The following is a 21357-nucleotide window of genomic DNA, read 5'->3' as shown; positions in this document are numbered from 1 at the left end:
TTAAAAGCGGTTTAGTATTTTTTGTTGCTAAAGACACTAAGCTGCGCAATCAGTACTAACACCGCAACCAGCAGATAAACCACAAATACGCCCAGTAGCCACTCTGGCATACTCAGGTTGAAGAGAGTCCAGCTACGGTCCAGACAGTCGCCGGTTGCAACAAACATGCCTGGTACCCATTTATCGAGCGGCAACCAGGACGGGAATCTCGCCATAAAATCACAGGTAGCAAACAAAGGTGGATGAACCTGTAACATGGTATGTTCCCAGGACAAACGCACACCTTCACCTGCACCTATCAGCCAGACAATAATTCCGACGAAGCGAAAGGGTGTTGAGGGAGCAAGCGCGCCCACTAATCCTGCCAGTAACACACCTAATAAGGCGCATCGTTCATAAATACACATAACACAAGGTTTCAGCCCCATCACATGCTGAAACCAAAGAGCGGTAAGTTCTAACGCAAAGGCTGTCAACGCCAAAAGCAACCATGCTGTGCGGCCTTTGGAACAACGGTTTAACATTCGTAACATGCTGTTTTCCTTGTTTAAATCAGATATCCTGCAGTGTAAACCAAAACGGCAGATAATCCACCAATATCCCATACAAACCCGGGATGAAAATGTCACCCTTTGTTGCGCTGGTGGACGTTTAGGAATTGTACGGTAAAACGCCCACTGATATAGGAATTTATTGATGTTGATCGTGTTTTAATAATCAGCAATGCTGTATGGCTGATGGCGGTTTTGTTATGATGAATCAATAAACCGACAGTTGGTAAAAGAGATAACTTGCTATGGTCATTAAGGCGCAAAGCCCGGCAGGGTTCGCTGAAGAATATATTATCGAAAGTATCTGGAATAGCCGTTTTCCGCCGGGATCTATTCTGCCTGCCGAGCGTGAGCTGTCTGAGCTGATTGGTGTCACCCGCACGACACTGCGTGAAGTTCTGCAACGATTATCCCGGGATGGGTGGCTGACAATTCAGCATGGTAAGCCGACCCGGGTGAATGATTTTTGGGAAACTTCAGGCCTGAACATTCTTGAAACACTCGCCCGACTTGACCATGAAAGCGTACCGCAGCTGATTGATAATCTTTTGGCAGTGCGTACAAATATTGCGACCATCTTTATCAGCCGCTCTCTTCGTCACTATCCTGAACAGTCACGCGCCGTGCTGGCCACAGCTCATGAAGCTGAACTGCGTGGTGACGATTACTCAGATATCGATTACCAGGTATTTCGCGGGTTGGCATTTGCCTCCGGTAACCCAATTTACGGGCTGATTATTAACGGACTCAAAGGGCTCTACACCCGGGTCGGTAAACAGTATTTTGCGAACCCGCAGGCTAAAGAAAGGGCGCATGAGTTTTACATGGCTCTGTATGAGTTATGTGACCCGGAAACGACCAATGAGAAAATCACTGAACTGGTACGGGATTACGGACGTGACAGTGGAAAAATCTGGCACAGCATGCAAAAACCTGCTGCGTGATAAAAGAAAATCCGGCCGTTTCCGGCCGGACAGGATCTAGACCTGTTGGCGGGGAGGGCAGCGTTCAAGCATGTCGACACTACCGTCATCATTCAGTTGTTCCAGCTTCACATCAAATCCCCATAACCGGTGCACATGTTTCATCACTTCACTACGGCTATCCCCCAGTGAAGCGCGGTTTTGCGGTATATAACGTAATGTCAGAGAACGGTCACCCCGTAAATCGACATCCCACACCTGAATATTAGGCTCAATGTTGCTCAGATTATACTGAGCTGACAGCTGCTGACGTATTGTGCGGTAGCCTTCATCATCATGTATCGCCGATATTTCCAGGAAGTTTTTCCGGTCATCATCGGCAACTGAAAACAGATGGAAATCACGGATAACTTTGGGAGACAGGAACTGGCTGATAAAGCTTTCATCTTTAAACTCGCGCATTGCGAAGTGTAACGTTTCCAGCCAGTCGCTGCCGGAAATATCCGGGAACCATACACGGTCTTCCTCAGTCGGAGACTGACAGATCCGTTTAATGTCCTGAAACATGGCGAACCCCAGGGCATAAGGGTTAATACCGCTATACCACTGGCTGTTGTAAGGCGGTTGTGCCACAACATTGGTATGGCTGTGCAGAAACTCCAGCATAAACCGCTCGGTCACTTTTCCTTCATCATACAGATGGTTGAGGATAGTGTAGTGCCAGAATGTCGCCCAACCCTCATTCATGACCTGGGTTTGTTTTTGTGGATAGAAATACTGACTGATTTTGCGCACGATACGCAGAATTTCGCGTTGCCACGGCTCCAGTAATGGCGCATTTTTTTCCATGAAATAGAGCAGGTTTTCCTGTGGCTCAGCCGGATAACGTGGTCGTTCGGCTGCAGTTTCTTCTTTCTCTCTGCGCGGCAAAGTTCTCCATAAGGTATTTACCTGGCTTTGCAGGTAGGCTTCGCGGCTCTCTTGCCGTGCCTTTTCTTCCTGAAGAGAAATCTTTTGCGGTCGTTTATAACGGTCTACGCCATAGTTCATCAAGGCGTGGCAGGAATCTAACAGTCGTTCAACCGCTTCAATACCGTATTTTTCCTCACAACCGGAAATGTAATTACGGGCAAACAGCAGGTAATCTACGATAGACCCTGCGTCAGTCCAGCTGCGAAACAGATAGTTATTTTTAAAGAAAGAGTTATGACCATAACACGCATGAGCCATGACCAGTGCCTGCATGGTCATCGTATTTTCTTCCATCAGGTAGGCAATACACGGATTGGAATTAATAACTATTTCGTACGCCAGTCCCTGTTGCCCTTGCTTGTAGAGCTGCTCGGTTTCGATGAATTTTTTTCCAAAGGACCAGTGGGCATAGTTGATGGGCATACCGATGCTGGAATAAGCATCCATCATTTGTTCTGAGGTAATTACTTCTATCTGATGCGGGTAAGTATCCAGCCGGTATGACTTAGCCACACGGTCAATTTCAGCCAGGTATGTCTCAAGCAGTCCAAAGGTCCAGTCCGGACCATCGCTCAGTCGTTCAGGCCGGAGCGAAGGGGCATCAAAAACAGTTGTCATAGCGCACCTCGTCTATCTACAGTGGTCTGTCTACAGTAAGTCATCACCTGGTATCAGACTCATCATCCTGATGAGGAAAAATTTTTTCGGGTAACTGTTTAAGGATAGCTGATTCTTTTAGGTTGCAATGACAGGCTACCCCGAAAACGGATACAAAAGAAGGTACAGATTTATCCCGGACGATTTTTTCTGCCAAATGTCAGTAATTGACCTAAAAAACAGAATAAAATCCTGTATATAAGCATATTATATGGCAACATTTAAAAATTCTGACATCTATTAATAAAAACGTTTCCCGCATAATTAACTGCCGATTTTTAATTTAAAACCAGTTTAACTACTGAATATTCATCCTGATGCTAATTTTTGTTATCAAAACGGTAAAAACAAGGTGAAATAGACTGTATACAAGGTTTTCGGTCAGGATAGTTAATATCACTGCATCGTTGACAATAATTCGGGGTTTTATGCTGTGGGGGCGCGATGAAAGTACTTATTCTTGGAAGTGGAGTTGTCGGGGTTGCCAGTGCCTGGTATCTGGCACAGGCGGGTCACGAAGTTACCGTCATTGATCGCACCAGTGGCCCTGCAGAGGAGACCAGCGCAGGTAATGCCGGACAGATTTCTCCTGGTTATGCGTCACCATGGGCCGCCCCGGGAATTCCATTGAAAGCAGTTAAGTGGATGTTCCAGCGCCACTCACCACTGTCGATTCGTCCTGACGGTTCTGCTTTCCAGTTACAGTGGATGTGGGAAATGCTGAAGAATTGTACTTTGCCACATTACCATGAAAATAAGAGCCGTATGGTACGTATTGCAGAGTACAGTCGTGACTGTATTAAAGAATTGCGAGCCACCACAGGCATTGAATACGAAGGGCGTCAGGGCGGTACTTTGCAACTGTTTCGTACTGAACAGCAGTATGCGAACGCGGCTAAAGATATCGAAGTGCTCAGAGAGGCGGGAGTCCCTTACCGGCTGGTGGAATCTGCCGAACTACCGTCTATTGAATCCGCGTTGTCAGCAACACGTCACAAACTGACCGGCGGTCTGCAACTGCCAAATGATGAAACCGGCGACTGTAAACTGTTTACCCAACGGCTGGCTGCTATGGCAGAGAAGGCCGGAGTAACCTTCCGTTATAACGTGACAATTGATCAGCTGTTACGTGAGGGCAACAGTATCAGTGGTGTCCGTTGCGGCAGTGAAACGCTCACTGCAGATCGTTATATTGTTGCCTGCGGTTCTTATTCCACTGCGTTGTTAAAAGATATTGTGACCATTCCGGTCTACCCGTTGAAAGGCTATTCACTGACAATACCGATCAAAGATTATGCTGCTGCCCCGGTTTCTACCGTACTGGATGAAACTTACAAAATCGCAGTCACCAGGTTCGATGACCGTATCCGTGTCGGCGGAATGGCAGAAATTGTTGGATTTAACACCAAACTATTACCTGCCCGCAGAGAAACACTGGAGATGGTAGTCAGTGATCTTTATCCTGAAGGTGGCCAGATTGAACAGGCGACATTCTGGACTGGTTTACGACCAATGACGCCGGATGGTACTCCGATCGTCGGACGCACACCGTTATCTAATCTGTTTCTGAATACAGGCCATGGCACGCTGGGCTGGACTATGGCTTGTGGGTCCGGAAAATTAATCGCTGATATTATTTCCGGTAATACACCGGATATCGCAGTCGATGACTTATCGGTCATGCGCTACCTGCCAGGTTTTGATGTCAGTTCATCACAGCCTAAAGTCAGTGTTGCCCGTTAAGGATTCCAGGAGAAGAGTATGTCACGACCGATTATCGCAACTGTCAGTCATCAGGCCCTGAAACATAACCTCTCGGTGGTCAGAGAGGCGGCTTCAGGAGCAAAAGTCTGGTCCGTTGTGAAATCTAATGCTTACGGGCATGGTATCGCCCGATGCTTACCTGCATTGTCTGCCACGGATGGTTTTGCGTTACTGAATTATGAAGAAGCAATTTTGCTGCGGGAGCATGGCTGGGAAAAGCCGGTGTTACTGCTTGAAGGGTTTTTTAAAGCGGCTGATCTTGCTCTGCTCGATAAATACCGGCTGAGCACCAGTGTTCACAGTGAATGGCAGATTGATGCGCTGGCGAATGCCCGCCTGACTGCGCCACTCAACATTTATGTCAAAGTAAACACAGGAATGAATCGCCTCGGCTTCCGTCCCGATCAGGTCGCTGCAGTATGGCAGCGGCTGGCGGCTTTACCGAATGTGGGTGAAATGACATTAATGACCCATTTCGCCCGGGCCGAGGACAGCGATGGTGTTGATACGCCACTGGCAAAAATTGACGAGATTGTGACTGCCTTGCCTGAAATTCCTGCCCGTTGTCTGGCGAATTCAGCCGCCACACTCTGGCATCCACAAACGCATCATCAGTGGGTGCGACCTGGTATCATTCTGTATGGTGCGTCGCCTTCCGGACGCTGGCAGGATATCGTAGGCACCGGACTGAAGCCGGCTATGCGTCTGAACAGCGAGATTATTGGCATTCAGCAGTTACAACCAGGAGAAGGGGTAGGTTACGGGTATCGTTACCGTTCGACGACTTCTCAGCGCATCGGGGTCGTTGCCTGCGGTTATGCTGATGGCTACCCACGGCATGCGCCTACCGGAACGCCGGTGGCAGTCGACGGTGTCGTCACGCAAACCCTCGGAGCTGTATCCATGGATATGATCATGGTCGATCTGACTCCCTGCCCACAGGCAACCATCGGTTCATCTGTGGAATTATGGGGTGAACAGGTGCCAGTGGATGATGTGGCACAGTCATCCGGTACTGTCGGATATGAACTGATGTGTGCGGTGGCTCCGCGTGTACCTTTCCGGATTGAACCCTAAGTTTTGTCACGTCAGTCACCCCGGTAAATTTCCGGGGTGACTATTTAGTTACAACGCCTGCAATGTACCTTTCACCCGATGGCTGCAACGCCATGCTAACAATGCCAGCAGGGCACCAGTGAGCATCATTACGGTTAAAGCAATCCGTGGGTCAACCGGCAAAGCAATGATTGCCAGGCTGCCTCCGGCACCTCCGGCCATCTGAATAAACCCCTGCAATGCAGAGGCGACACCCGCCTGTTGTTGATAAGGCTCCAGTGCATAACTGGTTGCCGGTCCGATAATAAACGCTAACCCGGCCACTGCAATGGCAACCGGCAACATATAACACAGCCAAAAATGTTGCAGTGTCGTACTGAAAAACAGGATTTCACCGGTCATCATGGCTGAAGCAACCAGCATCAGAATACTGCCGGATAACAGGCAGAAGGGCCTGCCGGCTTTGCGGATAACGTAACTGACCACATTACTGACCAGCATAATCCACAACCCGTTAGCACCAAAAACCAGTGCGAAAGTCAGTGGAGATAAACCACCTTGCTCCATCAGTACTCCCGGAGCCAGTGACACATAAGTCAGCACCATTCCCAGCGCACCGGCATTAGCCAGTGAAAAACAGATAAAACGAGGACTGGACAGTATTCCTGCATATTGTTTCAACGGAAAAAATGAGACTTTTAAGGTGTTCTCAGGGCGGGTTTCGGGTAAGCGTAAAATGATCAGCAAACCGACCACCAGGCCGTAGAGTGCCAGAAATCCAAAAGGTGCCCGCCAGCCAAATAATCCGGCTAAAGTACCGCCCAGCATAGGAGCCAGTGCGGGTACAATGTTTAACGCCCCATTAAGGAATCCAAAGGTTTTAGCCGCTTCATCACCACTCAGGCGGTCACGGACTCCGCTAAAAGCCACTACCGCTGTACAACATACGGCACAGCCCTGAATAATCCGTGCTGTCAAAAACCACGGCCAACTAACAGCGAAAACGGCAACCAGGCTGCCGACCACATATAAGATCAGTCCCGCAATTGCGACCGGTTTCCGGCCGAAGTTGTCCACAAGGGGGCCGGTCACCAGTTGTCCCAACCCCATGACCAACAGGAACAGAGGAATGGTGGACTGAATATTTTCCACCGGGGTGGCCAGACCGACTGCAATCTGTGGCAGTGTCGGTAAATACAGGTCAATTCCCAGAGGTGCCAGCAGAACCAGCGTGAGTAATAACAGAGTGTATCTATTCATGAAATAAGCAGAGGTTCCGCAAAAAAACGCAAAAGAGTACCGGTTTAGTTTCTAAACCGGTAGATGAATGATTAAATTTAGCTGGTTCACCTGGATGATGGTGGATGGCAACCGGCACGGGGTCAGGACTGGTTATCTATCATCCTGACACCTACTTTGACAATGTTATTGTCTTCTTTTTCAGCAATGGTCCATATAACGTTCATCCATTCCAGCTGGTCACCTACCACCGGGGTACCTCCCAGTTGTTGAATGATCATCTTCGCCAGTGGCTGATGCGCCTGGATATCCTGATCGAGTTCCAGTCCATAGACCTGAGCGACATCATACAAATCAGTTCTGGCATCCAGAATAAAATCACCAAAAAATCGTTGTTCCAGCGCGACAGGGGGGCTTTCACTGAACATTTTACCCAGTGCCGGTAAGTCTTTCTCCCGGCCAATAACACATAAAATATCACCTTCCATAAGTCGGGTTGACCCTGACGGGTGCATCAGAACATTATCCCGGAACAGCGCAGCAATCCTGGTTTCAGCCGGCATTTCCAGCTCTCTTAGCGCGGCGCCAATACACCATTTATCGTCACTTAACTGATAAACGAACTCTTCCCACGGGCTGTGTGGATGAATATCCAGGCCGATACGCTGAATAGGCTCAGCCGCCGGAGGGACGACCACTCTGGCCAGTTTCGCGGCCCGGGTAAGAGAAGTGCCCTGGAGCATTAAAGACACCAGAACCACAAAGAAGGCGATATTAAAGTAGAGTTTAGCGTTATCCAGACCGGCCATCATCGGGAAAACAGCCAGAATAATAGGTACCGCGCCGCGCAGTCCGACCCAACTGATAAAGAAACGCTCACGGATGGTGAAATTTTTGAACGGCAGCAATCCAGCAAATACTGACAATGGTCTGGCAATAAAAATTAGCCATAAAGAAAGCAGCATGGCCGGTACGGCGATATGCCATAAGTCACTGGGAACAACCAGCAGACCCAGCACGATAAACATACCAATCTGACTTAACCAGGCCATACCATCGAAGGTTTGCAGAATGCCGTGACGGTTTCGCACCGGGGTATTCCCCAGCCAGCAACCACATAAATAGACGGCCAGAATACCGCTGCCTTCCATGAGTGTCGTGAATGAAAACACCAGAATCCCGCCACTTACGGCCAACAGCGGATACAATCCTGCTGACAGCGTGATGCGGTTAATCAGTTGCTGAATAGCGAAGCCACCGCCAATGCCGAACACAATACCCAGACCGAATTCCTGCACCAGATGAACCAGGAACATCATATCCAGCCCGCTTTTGCCTTTGCTTATCATATCGATAAGCGTGATGGTCAGGAAAACTGCCATCGGATCGTTACTGCCGGATTCTATTTCCAGGGTAGAACTGACCCTTTCATTCAGACCTTTACCGCCCAGCAGTGAGAATACCGCGGCAGCATCGGTAGAGCCGATAATGGCGCCAATCAAAAATCCCTGCATCAGGTCCAGGTTAAATAACCAGGCAGCCATCATCCCCGTCAGACCGGCCGTGATTAGCACACCTATGGTGGCCAGCGATAACGAGGGCCAGAGTGCCACTTTTAGTGATCCGGCTTTGGTTCGCATCCCGCCATCGAGCAGAATAACAGCCAGTGCAAGATTGGAAATTAAGTAAGCCGCCGGGTAATTATCAAAGGCTATACCGCCGATGCCATCCTCGCCAGCCAGCATGCCGAGTGCAAGAAATATCACCAGGATAGGAATACCCAGGCGGGACGAAAAGGCACTGAGAATAATACTTGACGCTACCAGCACTGAGCCAATAACAAAAAGACTATAAATCATGCTGGTTTCCAAATGACAGCTCCCTGAAGGTAGATGATTTACTGAAGAGGGTCGGGAATGGCGAGGGGAATTGCAGACCCTGGTCACACAATACACTGCCACCCTGATATTTAAACTGAACTACAGCGACAGAAAGGGTAAATACAGCTGGTTTACCGTGAATTATGTGCCGTAAACCTGATGTCAGACTACCATTGCATGGCGCGATATTAAACAGAAGAAGGGAATACGGTCATGCTATCAGAAGGAAAGTTACTGGCCTGGCATCCAGGCACCGCTGGCGATAAACCAACCCAGTAACACCACACCGGCGACGATAATAGCGACAGGAAACAGATAACCAATCTTCATGTTCAATACCTTTTCATTGACAGCAGAGTGCGCCTACAGGTCAGGTATTCCACGGTAACCAGTGATGAGTCAGCAGAAACATTACCAGCTCGAGAATAATGACCAGGCTCAGAATAACGCCAAGTTTATGATTACAAATCCACGCAGCCATCGTTGTTGACTCCACAGTGACCCGGATGCTGATTATTATACCTTTTGTTGCCACTGAGTTGAATCATCGCTTTCGCGCTTTTTGCGAAATGTGTGCTGCAATAAAGCTATCGTTTAAATTCACCCCGCAAAAATGCTTTGATTAGCCGCTCAATTCACTCTCTGACGGGTAGTCTTGACAGGGTCGGAAGCCATGATTAACCCATAGTCGACGAAAACGATGCATAGCAGAATCTTAGAATATGCAAGGTTCGGGTTGCATCTTGTGGTTGTGGGGCGAAGCCTGTCGCATAACTTACCTGTGAGCATTGACCGGAGGAACGATGAAATACTACAAAACAGGATTATTAATTGCCGGATTGAGTGGATGTCTGATGGCGCATGCTGCTACACCGAGTATGTCGTGGAAAGTGAGTACAACACAGCCTTTGAATGAAATAACTTTTGGCTTACAGATCAACGCTGCTGCGCCGAAAGATGAGTTCTATTTTGCCAACCAGTTTGGCTTTACCGGCGGTGGGGGTATCGGTTATACCGGCATTCAGCCAACGGTGAATACCCCGGACGGAAAAAGCCAGTTTATGGTGCTGTTTAGCAGTTTTAGAAAAGATTCGATAGCACGTAATGAAAATTGTAAAGGGGGAGCAGATGGCAGCCCGTCCGGGGTCACCTGCCGTAAATATGTGCCAGGAGCGCCGGGAGATACATTTCTCTTTGATGTGAAAAAGGAGGGGAATCTGATGACCGGAACGGCGATAAATCAGACTACCGGCCGCAAAGATATTATTGGTCAATGGGAAGTCGGGGACAGTGCCGGATCTTTGGCCGGAAGCCAGGTTTCCTGGATAGAGAACTATAAAATGAACAGCTCTTCCTTCAAACTGACCTGTGATAATAAAGGCTGGCCGTATTATGAGGTGAAGTTTTTGACGCCGGTAGGCAATGGCGGTACAGCTGCAGGGAGTATCAGTGGTTTAAACCATGGTTCAGACAGTTGTCCGGGAGCTATTACCTGGACAACTGATTCTTCCGGTACTCTGGTTAAAGGAGGGTATAAATAGTCAGGTCTGAACTGACAACAGGTCTGAATAACAGCCGACTGTCTGTCGGCTGTTGCAGGGGAGATTAATTGTCCGCGGTTTGCCGTTGAAACAGTTCCCGGAATACCGGATAAATATCTTCTGGCTCGCGGATATGTTGTATCGCAAAATTATCAAACTGATTCTGTAATTGTTCATATTCACGCCACAACGTCTGATGGGCGCGCCGGGTAATTTCGATATAGCTGTAGTAACGGACGACCGGCAGGATCTGACTGGCCAGAATCTGATGACATAATGGTGAATCGTCAGCCCAGTTGTCGCCATCGGATGCCTGTGCGGCATAAATATTCCACTGTAACGGGTCATAACGCTCCCTGATTACCTCATCCATCAGCTTAAGCGCACTTGATACTATGGTTCCGCCCGTTTCCTGTGAGTAAAAGAATTCCTGTTCGTCGACCTCTTTGGCCTGGGTATGGTGCCGAATATAGACCACATCAACATTTTTGTAGCTGCGACTGAGGAACAGATATAACAGGATATAGAAACGTTTAGCCATATCCTTGGTCGGCTGATCCATAGAACCAGAGACATCCATCAGGCAGAACATCACTGCCTGGCTGGAAGGTTCCGGGCGTTTTTCAAAATTCTTATATCGCAGGTCGAAGGTGTCAATAAACGGAACCCGGGCAATGCTGGCTCTGAGTTCGGCAATCTCTGCGGATAAACGCTCCTCTTCAAGTAACTGAATCGGTTCCTTAGACTGAATCGTTTCAAGCGCCTGTTCCAGTTCCCGTAGCTGACGACGTTTACCTGCTGTCATGGCAGTCCGGCGCGCCAGTGAATTTTGCAGTGAACGCACAACACTGATATTGGACGGGACGCCGTTGGCAGTATAACCGGCGCGATGAACTTTAAATTCAGTCACCTGGTTATGGTTATTTTTTTGCAGATTGGGTAACGCCAGATCTTCGAACAAAAGATCCAGATATTCATCTTTGGATATATTAAAGCTGAACTCATCCTGACCTTCACCCTGTTGGCTGGCTTCTCCCTGACCACTGCCACCGCCGCCACCGCCCTGATTACGTTCAATACGGTCGCGGGTTACAAAATGGTCATTTCCAGGATGAACACGGACCCGTTCGCCGCCACCGCCCTGGTGAAACATCGGTTCGCGAATATCGTCGACAGGAATGGAAACAGATTCACCGCTTCCGGTATCAGTCACTGAGCGTTTGTTAATTGCTTCAGAGATCGACTTCTTAATCTGTGATTTGTAACGGCGTAAAAAGCGCTGCCGGTTAACGGCACTCTTATTTTTACCGTTCAGACGCCGATCGATAAAATAGGACATAGCACACTCCCGGACATCACTGTGATACGAACCGGCTCTTGCCGGTTCGGCGCCGGAGAACAGAGTGTCCTCCGGCGCAACTAACGGCTTATGAGGATTTACGTACGCGTAAATACCATTCACAAAGCAGTCGTACCTGTTTACGGGTATATCCTTTTTCCATCATCCGGTCGACAAAATCATCGTGTTTTTTCTGCTCATCGGTTGAGGTTTTGGTGTTGAACGAGATAACCGGTAACAGCTCCTCTGTGTTAGAGAACATTTTCTTCTCAATCACCGTCCGCAATTTCTCGTAACTGGTCCAGTTCGGGTTACGGCCGCCATTCTGAGCCCGGGCACGCAATACGAAATTGACAATCTCATTACGGAAATCTTTAGGATTACTGATGCCTGCTGGTTTCTCAATTTTTTCCAGCTCAGCATTCAGTGACTCACGGTCAAATAACTGACCGGTGTCCGGATCACGGTATTCCTGATCCTGAATCCAGAAGTCTGCATAAGTCACATAACGGTCGAAAATGTTCTGACCATACTCAGAGTAGGATTCCAGATAGGCGGTCTGAATTTCCTTGCCAATAAATTCAGCGTATTTAGGAATCAGATAGCCTTTCAGGAACTCAAGATACTTATCCGCCTGTTCCTGAGGGAATTGCTCACGCTCAATTTGCTGTTCCAGCACATAAAACAGGTGAACAGGGTTGGCTGCGACTTCGGTATGGTCGAAGTTAAATACCCGTGACAAAATTTTGAAGGCAAAACGGGTAGACAAACCATTCATACCTTCGTCAACCCCGGCATAATCGTGATATTCCTGCCAGGATTTGGCTTTCGGGTCAGTATCTTTAAGGCTTTCACCGTCATACACCCGCATTTTTGAGTAAATGCTGGAGTTTTCCGGAGATTTCAGCCGTGACAGGATAATGAACCGGGCCAGGGTCTCCAGAGTCCCGGGTGCGCAAGGAACACTGGTCAGCTCACTGTTGTTTAACAGTTTTTCATAGATACGTATCTCTTCAGAGACCCGCAGGCAATAAGGCACCTTGACGATATATACACGGTCAAGGAATGCTTCATTATTCTTGTTGTTACGGAATTGCACCCACTCTGATTCATTGGAGTGGGCGAGGATCATCCCATTAAATGGCAGGGCAGAGATACCTTCAGTACCGTTATAGTTTCCTTCCTGAGTTGCGGTCAGCAATGGATGGAGAACTTTAATCGGAGCTTTGAACATCTCAACAAACTCCATGACACCCTGGTTAGCCCGGCACAGAGCACCTGAATAACTGTAAGCATCAGGATCGTTCTGGGCAAAGTGTTCCAGTTTGCGGATATCCACTTTACCTACCAGGGCGGAAATGTCCTGGTTATTTTCATCACCTGGTTCGGTCTTAGCGATAGCCAGCTGTTCCAGGATGGATGGCCAGACTTTTACGACTTTAAAACGGGTGATATCGCCGCCAAATTCATGCAGTCGCTTGGCCGCCCATGGCGACATAATAGTGCCAAGATAACGGCGAGGGATGGCATACTCTTTTTCAAGAATAGCGGCATCTTCCTGGGGATTAAACAGGCATAACGGATGGTCATTGACCGGGCTGCGTTCACCATTAGCCGTCAGTACATAAATGGGTACCCGTTGAATCAGGGCTTTCAGCCGCTCGGCCAGTGAGGATTTACCGCCACCCACGGGACCCAGCAGATAAAGTATCTGTTTCTTCTCTTCAAGCCCCTGAGCGGCATGTTTCAGATAAGAGACAATTTGTTCGATAGCGTCTTCCATACCGTAGAACTCTTCGAACGCAGGATAGCGGGAGACCACGCGGTTCGAGAAAATACGTGACAGTCGCGGATCCTGGGCCGTGTCTACCATAACCGGCTTACCGATAGCGGTCAGCAGTCGTTCGGCGGCATTTGCATAGGCACTGCGGTCCTGTTTACAGATTGAAAGAAATTCCTGCAATGTGAACTCTTCGTCTTTGGCCGCTTCATAGCGCTGGCGATAGTGATCGAATATATTCATAACGATGCCCGTCCTTTCAGTTTTAGCACAGGTAAAGGAGCATGCTCCTGCAGGATCTGCTCCTGGAAATACGGCTCTGCTATCAGTACAGCAACCCTTATGCCAGGATATGATTTTATAAAAAGATAATTCCCGCAAAGGGGTAAAAATTAGTTTTTGAATGAGCCGTATAACTTAACTGTAGTAACTATCTGACAGTTTTGCTGCTGTTATTTGAATTATTTCGCGATATATCAATAACAAACTGTGCTATCGGCTGCTGCACTGAGCCCGGACGGGCAATAGCAGCGAAAGTTGCAGAGATAACCCCGGATTTATGATCAATGTGTGCGCTGACCATTTTCGTCAGGACATTGTAAGGATAGACTGCGGCAGTCAAAATAATTACAGGACTGTTACATTTTGAAAAAATCACTTTTTTGCTTCAGCGCGCTGGTATCAGCGTGCTTCTCTGGTCAGGTTCTGGCTGAAAACACACCACTGACAGTCGGCGCTTCGGTGTTGTACATGCAATCCCCTTATCACGGTGATAAAGACCGTTATTACCCGTTCCCTTTGCTGAACTATGAAGGGGATCATTTCTTTATTTCTGGCTGGCAGGCTGGCTATTATCTGTGGAAAGACAACAGCGATCAGTTGTCTGTTATTATCACCAGTTCTGGTCAGGAATACCGCCCTAAGAAGAATGATTTCAGTGATATGCGCCAACTTGACAAACGCCACCTGACCCTGATGGCGGGGGGAATGTGGCGACATACCGCAGACTGGGGGGTAGTGAAAACCTCGCTGGTGGGCGATGTGCTTGGTGAAAGCAACGGTATGATCTGGACGACTGACTGGCACTATCCATTGACTCTGGGTGGTTTTACGCTGAATCCGGGTGTAGGGTTGAGCTGGAATAGTGCACGTGAAACCGGCTATTACTACGGGGTTTCACAGGATGAGTCCTCCCGCTCGGGTATTGCTTCGTATCATTCCGGCGATAGCTGGAATCCATATGCTGAAGTCAGTGCGGTCTATCCACTGACCAGCCGTTGGCAGCTAGGGGTAGGAGGCCGGTACCAGTGGTTTGACAACGCAGTCAAAGACAGCCCGATGGTATCTAAATCCGGACAGGTGATGGTCTGGAGTGGTGTCAGTTATACCTTCTGATAAAGTGCACCAAAAAGGCGCCACTGGCGCCTTTTTTTGGTGCTGCGTGCTTTCTGCTGGTGCGGCAGCAGATATCACGTCTTAAAGATGTTTTGAGACCCGCAGAGTCACACCCATACGACCTGGCAAATCAGCTTTACTGATAAGCGGGGTACTAATACGTGCGGTTTCAACACAAACCATCGTTTTATAGCCATCATTCGCCATATCCGACATGCTGCAGGAGAGTTCCGGGCCCGGGTTCCAGGTGACAACGTCACTTTTATGGTGATGATACACTTCGAGCTGACGTTTACCGTTACGGTCAGTAATCACATTGCAATCGTCTGCCGCAGTAAAAATTCGGTCCGTCCGGTCAGGATAAGTCTGGTCGGTGGTTTGCTGACCCGCAGGGTTATCCGTCACTTTATCGATAAATGGCTGACCCAGGCCGCTGACAGAAACGCCGGCAATATCTTCTACCTGGAAGTAGCTGTGCAGGGCTGCAATAGATTCAAATTCGCCATGAGCTTCCAGCTCTATTTCACAGTGACTACTCATCCTGAAACGGGCAATTAATGAAAACTCATGTGGCCACAGTTTCAGGGTTTGTGGGGAATGTTTAAGCTCAAAAGTTAAAATGACGCCTTGTTCATTTTCGTCGTGAGCCAGAAGTGTCCATGGCAGAGTACGGGCAAAACCATGCGCGGGCTTACCGGCAGGACCAAACCACGGCCAACAGACAGGAATGCCACCCCGTAACGCTTTTCCTTCCTGGAACAGTGTTTCACTGCTTAGCCAGATGACGGGTTTCTCATCTTTGGGTTGCCATGAAATAAGATGTGCACCCTGAAGGGCTATCACAGCATGGACCTTTGGATGATTAATAACTATCAGCGGTAGCTGATCTTTCTGACGCTGAGAAATATAAGGGGTTATCTGACGGATGACCGGCAGTTTATACAATGAGTCCTGCATCTTCTCACCTCAAAAATGGTTACCCTGACATTGAAAAGGGCGACCGAAGTCGCCCATAGCTGTATCTGTAATAACAAATATCAGAATTATTTAGCTGCAACCAGTGCAATCAGATCCAGAACTTTGTGAGAGTAACCAGTTTCGTTGTCATACCAGGAAACCAGTTTCACAAATTTGTCGTTCAGAGCGATACCAGCTTTCGCATCAAAGACAGAAGTCAGTGACTCACCGTTAAAATCGGTAGAAACAACGTCGTCTTCGGTATAACCCAGAACACCTTTCATAGGACCCTGAGAGGCAGCTTTAATCGCATCTTTAATCTGCTCGTAAGTTGCAGATTTTTCCAGACGTACAGTCAGGTCAACAACAGAAACGTTTGGAGTAGGGACGCGCAGTGACATACCAGTCAGTTTACCGTTCAGTTCTGGCAGAACTTTACCTACAGCTTTAGCTGCACCGGTAGAAGACGGGATGATGTTCTGAGAAGCGCCACGACCACCACGCCAGTCTTTGTGAGACGGGCCATCAACAGTTTTCTGAGTTGCTGTGGTTGCGTGAACTGTGGTCATCAGACCTTCAACGATACCGAAGTTGTCGTTGATCACTTTAGCCAGTGGTGCCAGGCAGTTAGTGGTACAGGAAGCGTTAGATACGATGTCCTGGCCGGCATATTTGTCAAAGTTAGCACCACGAACAAACATTGGGGTGTCATCTTTAGAAGGACCGGTCAGAACCACTTTTTTGGCGCCCGCAGCGATGTGTTTACGTGCAGTTTCGTCAGTCAGGAAGATCCCGGTTGCTTCTGCAACTACGTCTACACCCACTTCATCCCACTTCAGGTTCGCCGGGTCTCTTTCGCTGGTTACACGGATTTTTTTACCGTTAACAATCAGTGCACCGTCTTTTACTTCAACAGTACCGTCAAACCGACCATGAGTGGAGTCATATTTCAGCATGTAAGCCATGTATTCCGCGTCGAGCAGGTCGTTGATTGCAACGATCTCGATATCTGAACGCTGTTGCGCAGCACGAAAAACAACACGACCGATACGGCCAAAACCGTTAATACCTACTTTGATAGTCATATATTCCACCAGCTATTGGTTATTGAATAAAAGGTTGGCTGTAAAATTACAAAAACCGCTTTCGCCGTCAAGCTTAATCGTGTCAATTGTTGTGGCAGATCAATCCCCGGGTCTGTGTTTACACGTTGGGGATTGATAAATATGCTTAACCAAATGTATGGCAATTTTCGGCCATGCAAAGTGGAAAAAGTAGATTGCAGTCACAGTTTCAAACAACACTTCCCGGATTTCAGCTGTCAGCACGAAATGCCAGCCCTGTTTTGTTGCCTGTTTGTTATAATACGCCATATTTAGCTTTGTTAATAGTCAATGGATACAGCATGTCGTCAGAGAATAAAAACGAAAATTCTGCAGGTTCGAACCTGACAGAAATGCAACAGTACGTGACTCAACAACGTGGAACTGAACCTCCGTTCAGCGGGGCTCTGCTGCATAATAAACAGGAAGGGGTTTATCATTGCCTGGTTTGCAATGCTCCGCTGTTTTATTCTGACAGTAAATATGATTCAGGCTGCGGTTGGCCGAGTTTCTATGAACCCGTGTCTGACAATGCGATACGTTACATTGAAGACAATTCACATGGTATGCACCGGACTGAAATTCGTTGTGGTAACTGTGATTCACACCTCGGACATGTGTTTCCTGATGGCCCTCAGCCAACCGGAGAGCGTTATTGTGTGAACTCAGCATCGCTGAATTTTACCGATCCTCAGGGCAAAGTGATTCCGGGATAACCGATGAATAATACTCTTCAGGCATTGCTGGCTGGTATGACTCCGGAAGTTTATCAACGGCTTGCCACAGCAAGTGAAACAGGAAAATGGCCGGATGGTGTGGCATTAACACCTGAACAGCGCGAGCATACTTTACAGCTTGTTATGCTCTGGCAGGCGCAACACAATGATAATCCGGATCATATGACTATCAGCCAGCAGGGCGATATGGTGATTAAAACCAAACAACAGCTGAGGCAGGAGTTTGGTATTGATGATGACACTGTCAGGCTGACTCTGAACTGAGTAGGCAGCCATAGTGGCCGGTTTACTGACCGGCCACAAGAGTACAGGCTTAATCCGGAGTTAATTCGCCCCGAAGGTTTTTCTGCATCAGAGCCCTGATCTCTTCAGGATTGTAACCCGCAGTGAGCAGGTAGTGCAGTTTGGTCAGCGTTGCTTCAACCGTCAGATCATAGCCACTGATGACTCCGGCATTTTCCAGTGCGTTTCCTGTTGCATACCCCCCCATATTTACCTTACCCGAAATACATTGGGTCAGATTAACCACGACGATACCGCGTTGGGACGCCTGTTGTAATTCATTCAGAAACTCAGGATTTTGCGGTGCGTTTCCAACCCCGTAAGAACGAAGAATCAGTGCTTTAACCGGCTGGCGCAGGAAGTTACGTATCACTTCGGCCGAAATCCCCGGATAGAGTGTCACTACACCGATCGGTTGAGGTTCAATCGTATGGACTTGCAAAGGTCCGCTGGACGCTGGTGCTGGCGGAGTGTTTAACCGGCGGATATGAATTCCGGCTTCCAGCAGCGGAGTCAGGTTAGGTGAGGCAAAAGCATTAAAACCATCCGCGTGCGCCTTGGTAGTCCTGTTACCGCGATACAGAGTGTTGTTAAAAAACAGCGAAACCTCATTAATCGGATAATTAGCCGCCACGAACAGTGCATTCAGCAGGTTTTGCTGACCATCGGAACGCAGTTCGGCCAGAGGTATCTGTGACCCTGTCACAATGACCGGTTTACCCAGATTCTCAAGCATGAATGAAAGGGCCGAGGCAGTAAATGCCATGGTGTCTGTACCATGCAAAATCACAAAACCGTCGTAACGTTCATAATTCTGTTGAATATCGTCAGCAATGACCTGCCAGTCTCCCGGAGTCATATCTGATGAATCCATTAATGGCTGATATTCATGGATAGTAAAATCAGGCATTTCAGATCGGTGGAATTCCGGCATGTTCAGCACCTGTTGTTGCAGATGTCCGGACACTGGAACATAGCCATGGGCTGAGCGTTGCATACCAATGGTTCCGCCGGTATAGGCGACATAAATATTTTTTTTCTGCATGGGCGTCAGATTCAGTAGTGTTAATCAGGAGACAGAATGGCGGCAGTATAAAAGCAATCGGAGAGAAAAGCAGCCTGAACAGGGTTCAGGCTGCGTCTTTTTAGTTTAACACTCCACAATTCATGCAGTATGCATAACGGTTCTGAGGATCAGCGGTATTGCCGGTCAGGCCGGGTTGCTTCTGAATATCACTCATCACTTCAACCAGAGGTGCCGGTAGTAATGCTTTGACACTCACCGGTAATACTGCACTCACCGAAGCGCTCATCTGGTCCAATACCTGGTCAAAGAAAGATGGCTGTTCCTGATACCAGTCGAGAACCGGAGAGCTGATATGTGCCAGTTCTGCGGCTTTTTTAACTGCGTCGTCAAAGTCACCTAACTGATCCACCAGACCATTGGCTTTTGCATCACTACCGGTCCATACATGCCCCTGAGCAATCTGGTCTATCTGCTGCGGGGTTTTATGCCTGGATTCAGCCACCAGGTTCAGGAAGTTGCGGTAGCCATTCTCGATACTGATTTGCATCATCTGCTGCACCTGATCCGGCAAGGCTTTGGTCGTTGAGACATCAGCCAGCGGCGATGTGGAAACACCGTCGGTATGCACACCAATGGTGCTTAGCGTATTTTCTATGGTGTTAATTACCCCGAAAATTCCGATAGAACCAGTCAGCGTTGTCGGGCTGGCGATGATGTAACTGCCCGGGGTGGAAATCCAGTAGCCACCGGAAGCCGCGAGACCGCCCATTGAAACAACCACTGGTTTACCGGCAGTTTTGGCGGCCATCAGCTCCTCGCGAATAGCTTCAGAAGCGGTAACACTTCCGCCCGGGCTGTTCACCCGCAGGATAATCGCCTTAATATCCTTGTTCAGGCGGGCTTCACGAATCTGTGAAACAGTAGTGTCACTGCCGACGTTGCCTGCGCTGGCCTCTCCGTCAGTAATGGCCCCGTTAGCAACAATCACAGCGATATTGCCTTGTTGTCCGGCATGAGGATCTTTAACCGGATAATTATAAATACTGACATTACGGTAATCTTTAGCCTGAGGATCCCAGCCAAATTTCTTAATCAGGATCTGGTCCACCGCAGCCCGCGACTGCAAACCGTCAACCAGTTTACTGTTCAGGGCGTAGGTGGCGGTATTACCATCATCAGCTTTCAGCGCAGCAATCAGATTATCTGCACCCGGGAATACCTGTTGCGGAGTAATATTACGATTAGCGGCCACAGTAGACAGGTAATTGTCCCATAGCTGATTAATCCAGCGACTATCGGCATCTTTTGCAGCCGGAGACATATCGTCACGCAGGAAAGGTTCAACCGCAGATTTATACGTCCCCACACGGAACACATGAGAAGACACTTTCAGCGTATCAAGCAGGGTTTTGAAATAGAGGCTGTTGGTTGCCATCCCGTGAATATCGACAGCACCTTGCGGTGACAGATAGATGGTATTGGCAAAACTGGCCAGATAGTACTGAGCCTGACTGAAATTATCACCGTAGGCATATACTGGTTTGCCCTTATCACGAAATTCCTGCAACGCTTTACCAATATAGCGTAATGAAGGTTGATCGCCGCCGGCGAAATTACTCAGATCCAGCACGATTCCGGTGATTTTATCATCATCTTTCGCCTGGCGAATGGCATCGACAATATCAAACACAGAGTTTTGCTGCAGTGTCTCACTACGACTACCAATGATTTCGCGACCAATCTTGCTCAGACGGTTTTTGGCCGAAGGCTGATCAACAATTGAGCCATCCAGGTCAATTTTTAAAGCACCGCCGGTCAGGGTCTTCGCTGAACCGGAGGAACCACCGCTGACCTGCAACCAGATACCGACGCCAACAACAATCAGTAATAAAAGAAACAGGTTGAGAATGAACTCCCTGATAAAATTCAATACCCGCCAGACGACTGAAAACAGCCTGACGATGAATCGCCCCAATGTGCGCATAATTTCTCCGTTAATATTTCTACAGGCTGATCTTTTGCCTGAGTTCTGATCATTCAGGCATCATCCTAAAGAGCACTGCTCTAAATGTCAGCAGGAAATCACCGGCAGACTGTTACAAATGTCGTTGTTATGCCAGACTGAGCACTATTCATCGCATTATCAGGGGAATT

18 protein-coding genes are annotated in these 21357 nt (G+C 48.4%); 7 read left to right on the top strand and 11 right to left on the bottom strand.

Going from position 1 to position 21357, the window contains the following annotated elements:
* Positions 1-11: 11 nt before the first annotated feature.
* The gene (dsbB, locus tag A7K98_RS10600) at positions 12-533 is read right to left on the bottom strand and encodes a disulfide bond formation protein DsbB (RefSeq protein WP_087488528.1); all 522 of its coding nucleotides are present in this window, start codon (positions 531-533) and stop codon (positions 12-14) included.
* Between the two features lie 263 nt (positions 534-796).
* Here dsbB and fadR point away from each other — a divergent pair, with 263 nt between their 5' ends.
* Positions 797-1495, top strand: coding sequence for a fatty acid metabolism transcriptional regulator FadR (gene fadR, locus A7K98_RS10595; protein ID WP_087488527.1), 699 nt, complete (start codon positions 797-799; stop codon positions 1493-1495).
* A gap of 36 nt (positions 1496-1531) precedes the next feature.
* Here the strand turns inward: fadR and A7K98_RS10590 are convergent, their stop codons facing one another.
* Positions 1532-3064: a SpoVR family protein gene (locus tag A7K98_RS10590; protein WP_087488526.1), complete on the bottom strand. Its 1533-nt coding sequence runs from the start codon at positions 3062-3064 to the stop codon at positions 1532-1534.
* 483 nt (positions 3065-3547) lie between these two features.
* Here A7K98_RS10590 and A7K98_RS10585 point away from each other — a divergent pair, with 483 nt between their 5' ends.
* Positions 3548-4846 carry a D-amino acid dehydrogenase gene (locus A7K98_RS10585; protein WP_087488525.1) on the top strand — a complete coding sequence of 433 codons (1299 nt, stop codon included), beginning with the start codon at positions 3548-3550 and terminating at the stop codon, positions 4844-4846.
* A gap of 18 nt (positions 4847-4864) precedes the next feature.
* Positions 4865-5944, top strand: coding sequence for a catabolic alanine racemase DadX (gene dadX, locus A7K98_RS10580; protein ID WP_087488524.1), 1080 nt, complete (start codon positions 4865-4867; stop codon positions 5942-5944).
* Positions 5945-5992: 48 nt separating this feature from the next.
* Here dadX and A7K98_RS10575 read toward each other — a convergent pair whose 3' ends face one another.
* From A7K98_RS10575 to A7K98_RS21325, 3 genes are all read right to left on the bottom strand, one after another.
* Entirely contained in the window at positions 5993-7183 is a 1191-nt protein-coding gene (locus A7K98_RS10575; protein WP_087488523.1) for a multidrug effflux MFS transporter, read from the bottom strand.
* 122 nt (positions 7184-7305) lie between these two features.
* Complete coding sequence (locus A7K98_RS10570) at positions 7306-9021, bottom strand: potassium/proton antiporter (RefSeq protein WP_407703101.1); 1716 nt, start codon at positions 9019-9021, stop codon at positions 7306-7308.
* 252 nt (positions 9022-9273) lie between these two features.
* On the bottom strand, positions 9274-9372 hold the full coding sequence (locus A7K98_RS21325) for a YoaK family small membrane protein (protein WP_156994551.1): 99 nt from the start codon (positions 9370-9372) through the stop codon (positions 9274-9276).
* Between the two features lie 473 nt (positions 9373-9845).
* Between A7K98_RS21325 and A7K98_RS10565 the strand changes: the two genes are divergently transcribed.
* Complete coding sequence (locus A7K98_RS10565) at positions 9846-10583, top strand: hypothetical protein (protein WP_087488521.1); 738 nt, start codon at positions 9846-9848, stop codon at positions 10581-10583.
* Positions 10584-10647: 64 nt separating this feature from the next.
* Here A7K98_RS10565 and A7K98_RS10560 read toward each other — a convergent pair whose 3' ends face one another.
* Entirely contained in the window at positions 10648-11922 is a 1275-nt protein-coding gene (locus tag A7K98_RS10560) for a YeaH/YhbH family protein (protein WP_087488520.1), read from the bottom strand.
* A gap of 88 nt (positions 11923-12010) precedes the next feature.
* A complete protein-coding gene (locus A7K98_RS10555) occupies positions 12011-13945 on the bottom strand; it encodes a PrkA family serine protein kinase (RefSeq protein ID WP_038020827.1) in 1935 nt (644 codons plus the stop codon).
* 402 nt (positions 13946-14347) lie between these two features.
* Between A7K98_RS10555 and A7K98_RS10545 the strand changes: the two genes are divergently transcribed.
* Complete coding sequence (locus A7K98_RS10545; protein ID WP_232461619.1) at positions 14348-15097, top strand: MipA/OmpV family protein; 750 nt, start codon at positions 14348-14350, stop codon at positions 15095-15097.
* An 81-nt stretch (positions 15098-15178) separates the two neighbouring features.
* On the opposite strand, the gene A7K98_RS10540 is transcribed toward A7K98_RS10545, so the two are convergent.
* The gene (locus tag A7K98_RS10540; RefSeq protein ID WP_087488518.1) at positions 15179-16054 is read right to left on the bottom strand and encodes a D-hexose-6-phosphate mutarotase; all 876 of its coding nucleotides are present in this window, start codon (positions 16052-16054) and stop codon (positions 15179-15181) included.
* An 86-nt stretch (positions 16055-16140) separates the two neighbouring features.
* Positions 16141-17139, bottom strand: coding sequence for a glyceraldehyde-3-phosphate dehydrogenase (gapA, locus tag A7K98_RS10535; protein WP_087488517.1), 999 nt, complete (start codon positions 17137-17139; stop codon positions 16141-16143).
* Between the two features lie 320 nt (positions 17140-17459).
* On the opposite strand from gapA, the gene msrB reads away from it, so the two are divergent.
* Complete coding sequence (gene msrB, locus A7K98_RS10530; protein ID WP_087488516.1) at positions 17460-17873, top strand: peptide-methionine (R)-S-oxide reductase MsrB; 414 nt, start codon at positions 17460-17462, stop codon at positions 17871-17873.
* Positions 17874-17876: 3 nt separating this feature from the next.
* The gene (locus A7K98_RS10525; RefSeq protein WP_087488515.1) at positions 17877-18158 is read left to right on the top strand and encodes a YeaC family protein; all 282 of its coding nucleotides are present in this window, start codon (positions 17877-17879) and stop codon (positions 18156-18158) included.
* 49 nt (positions 18159-18207) lie between these two features.
* On the opposite strand, the gene ansA is transcribed toward A7K98_RS10525, so the two are convergent.
* Positions 18208-19221, bottom strand: a complete 1014-nt coding sequence (gene ansA, locus A7K98_RS10520; protein ID WP_087488514.1) for an asparaginase — start codon at positions 19219-19221, stop codon at positions 18208-18210.
* 100 nt (positions 19222-19321) lie between these two features.
* Positions 19322-21187 (bottom strand): signal peptide peptidase SppA, encoded by a 1866-nt coding sequence (gene sppA, locus A7K98_RS10515; RefSeq protein WP_087488513.1) that lies wholly within the window; start codon positions 21185-21187, stop codon positions 19322-19324.
* Between the last annotated feature and the right edge of the window lie 170 nt (positions 21188-21357).

Origin of the sequence: Tatumella citrea (genome assembly GCF_002163585.1) — a bacterium.
Taxonomy (GTDB): domain Bacteria; phylum Pseudomonadota; class Gammaproteobacteria; order Enterobacterales; family Enterobacteriaceae; genus Tatumella; species Tatumella citrea.
This window is presented reverse-complemented; position numbering and strand designations above follow the sequence as displayed.

Excerpts from the sequence above, each read along its gene's own strand:
- A7K98_RS10585 (WP_087488525.1), top strand. The coding sequence starts at position 3,548 with ATGAAAGTACTTATTCTTGGAAGTGGAGTTGTCGGGGTTGCCAGTGCC.
- dsbB (WP_087488528.1), bottom strand. The coding sequence starts at position 533 with ATGTTACGAATGTTAAACCGTTGTTCCAAAGGCCGCACAGCATGGTTG.
- A7K98_RS10555 (WP_038020827.1), bottom strand. The coding sequence starts at position 13,945 with ATGAATATATTCGATCACTATCGCCAGCGCTATGAAGCGGCCAAAGAC.
- dadX (WP_087488524.1), top strand. The coding sequence starts at position 4,865 with ATGTCACGACCGATTATCGCAACTGTCAGTCATCAGGCCCTGAAACAT.
- gapA (WP_087488517.1), bottom strand. The coding sequence starts at position 17,139 with ATGACTATCAAAGTAGGTATTAACGGTTTTGGCCGTATCGGTCGTGTT.
- A7K98_RS10560 (WP_087488520.1), bottom strand. The coding sequence starts at position 11,922 with ATGTCCTATTTTATCGATCGGCGTCTGAACGGTAAAAATAAGAGTGCC.
- fadR (WP_087488527.1), top strand. The coding sequence starts at position 797 with ATGGTCATTAAGGCGCAAAGCCCGGCAGGGTTCGCTGAAGAATATATT.
- A7K98_RS10575 (WP_087488523.1), bottom strand. The coding sequence starts at position 7,183 with ATGAATAGATACACTCTGTTATTACTCACGCTGGTTCTGCTGGCACCT.
- A7K98_RS10570 (WP_407703101.1), bottom strand. The coding sequence starts at position 9,021 with ATGATTTATAGTCTTTTTGTTATTGGCTCAGTGCTGGTAGCGTCAAGT.
- A7K98_RS21325 (WP_156994551.1), bottom strand. The coding sequence starts at position 9,372 with ATGAAGATTGGTTATCTGTTTCCTGTCGCTATTATCGTCGCCGGTGTG.
- ansA (WP_087488514.1), bottom strand. The coding sequence starts at position 19,221 with ATGCAGAAAAAAAATATTTATGTCGCCTATACCGGCGGAACCATTGGT.
- sppA (WP_087488513.1), bottom strand. The coding sequence starts at position 21,187 with ATGCGCACATTGGGGCGATTCATCGTCAGGCTGTTTTCAGTCGTCTGG.
- A7K98_RS10590 (WP_087488526.1), bottom strand. The coding sequence starts at position 3,064 with ATGACAACTGTTTTTGATGCCCCTTCGCTCCGGCCTGAACGACTGAGC.
- A7K98_RS10540 (WP_087488518.1), bottom strand. The coding sequence starts at position 16,054 with ATGCAGGACTCATTGTATAAACTGCCGGTCATCCGTCAGATAACCCCT.
- A7K98_RS10525 (WP_087488515.1), top strand. The coding sequence starts at position 17,877 with ATGAATAATACTCTTCAGGCATTGCTGGCTGGTATGACTCCGGAAGTT.
- msrB (WP_087488516.1), top strand. The coding sequence starts at position 17,460 with ATGTCGTCAGAGAATAAAAACGAAAATTCTGCAGGTTCGAACCTGACA.
- A7K98_RS10565 (WP_087488521.1), top strand. The coding sequence starts at position 9,846 with ATGAAATACTACAAAACAGGATTATTAATTGCCGGATTGAGTGGATGT.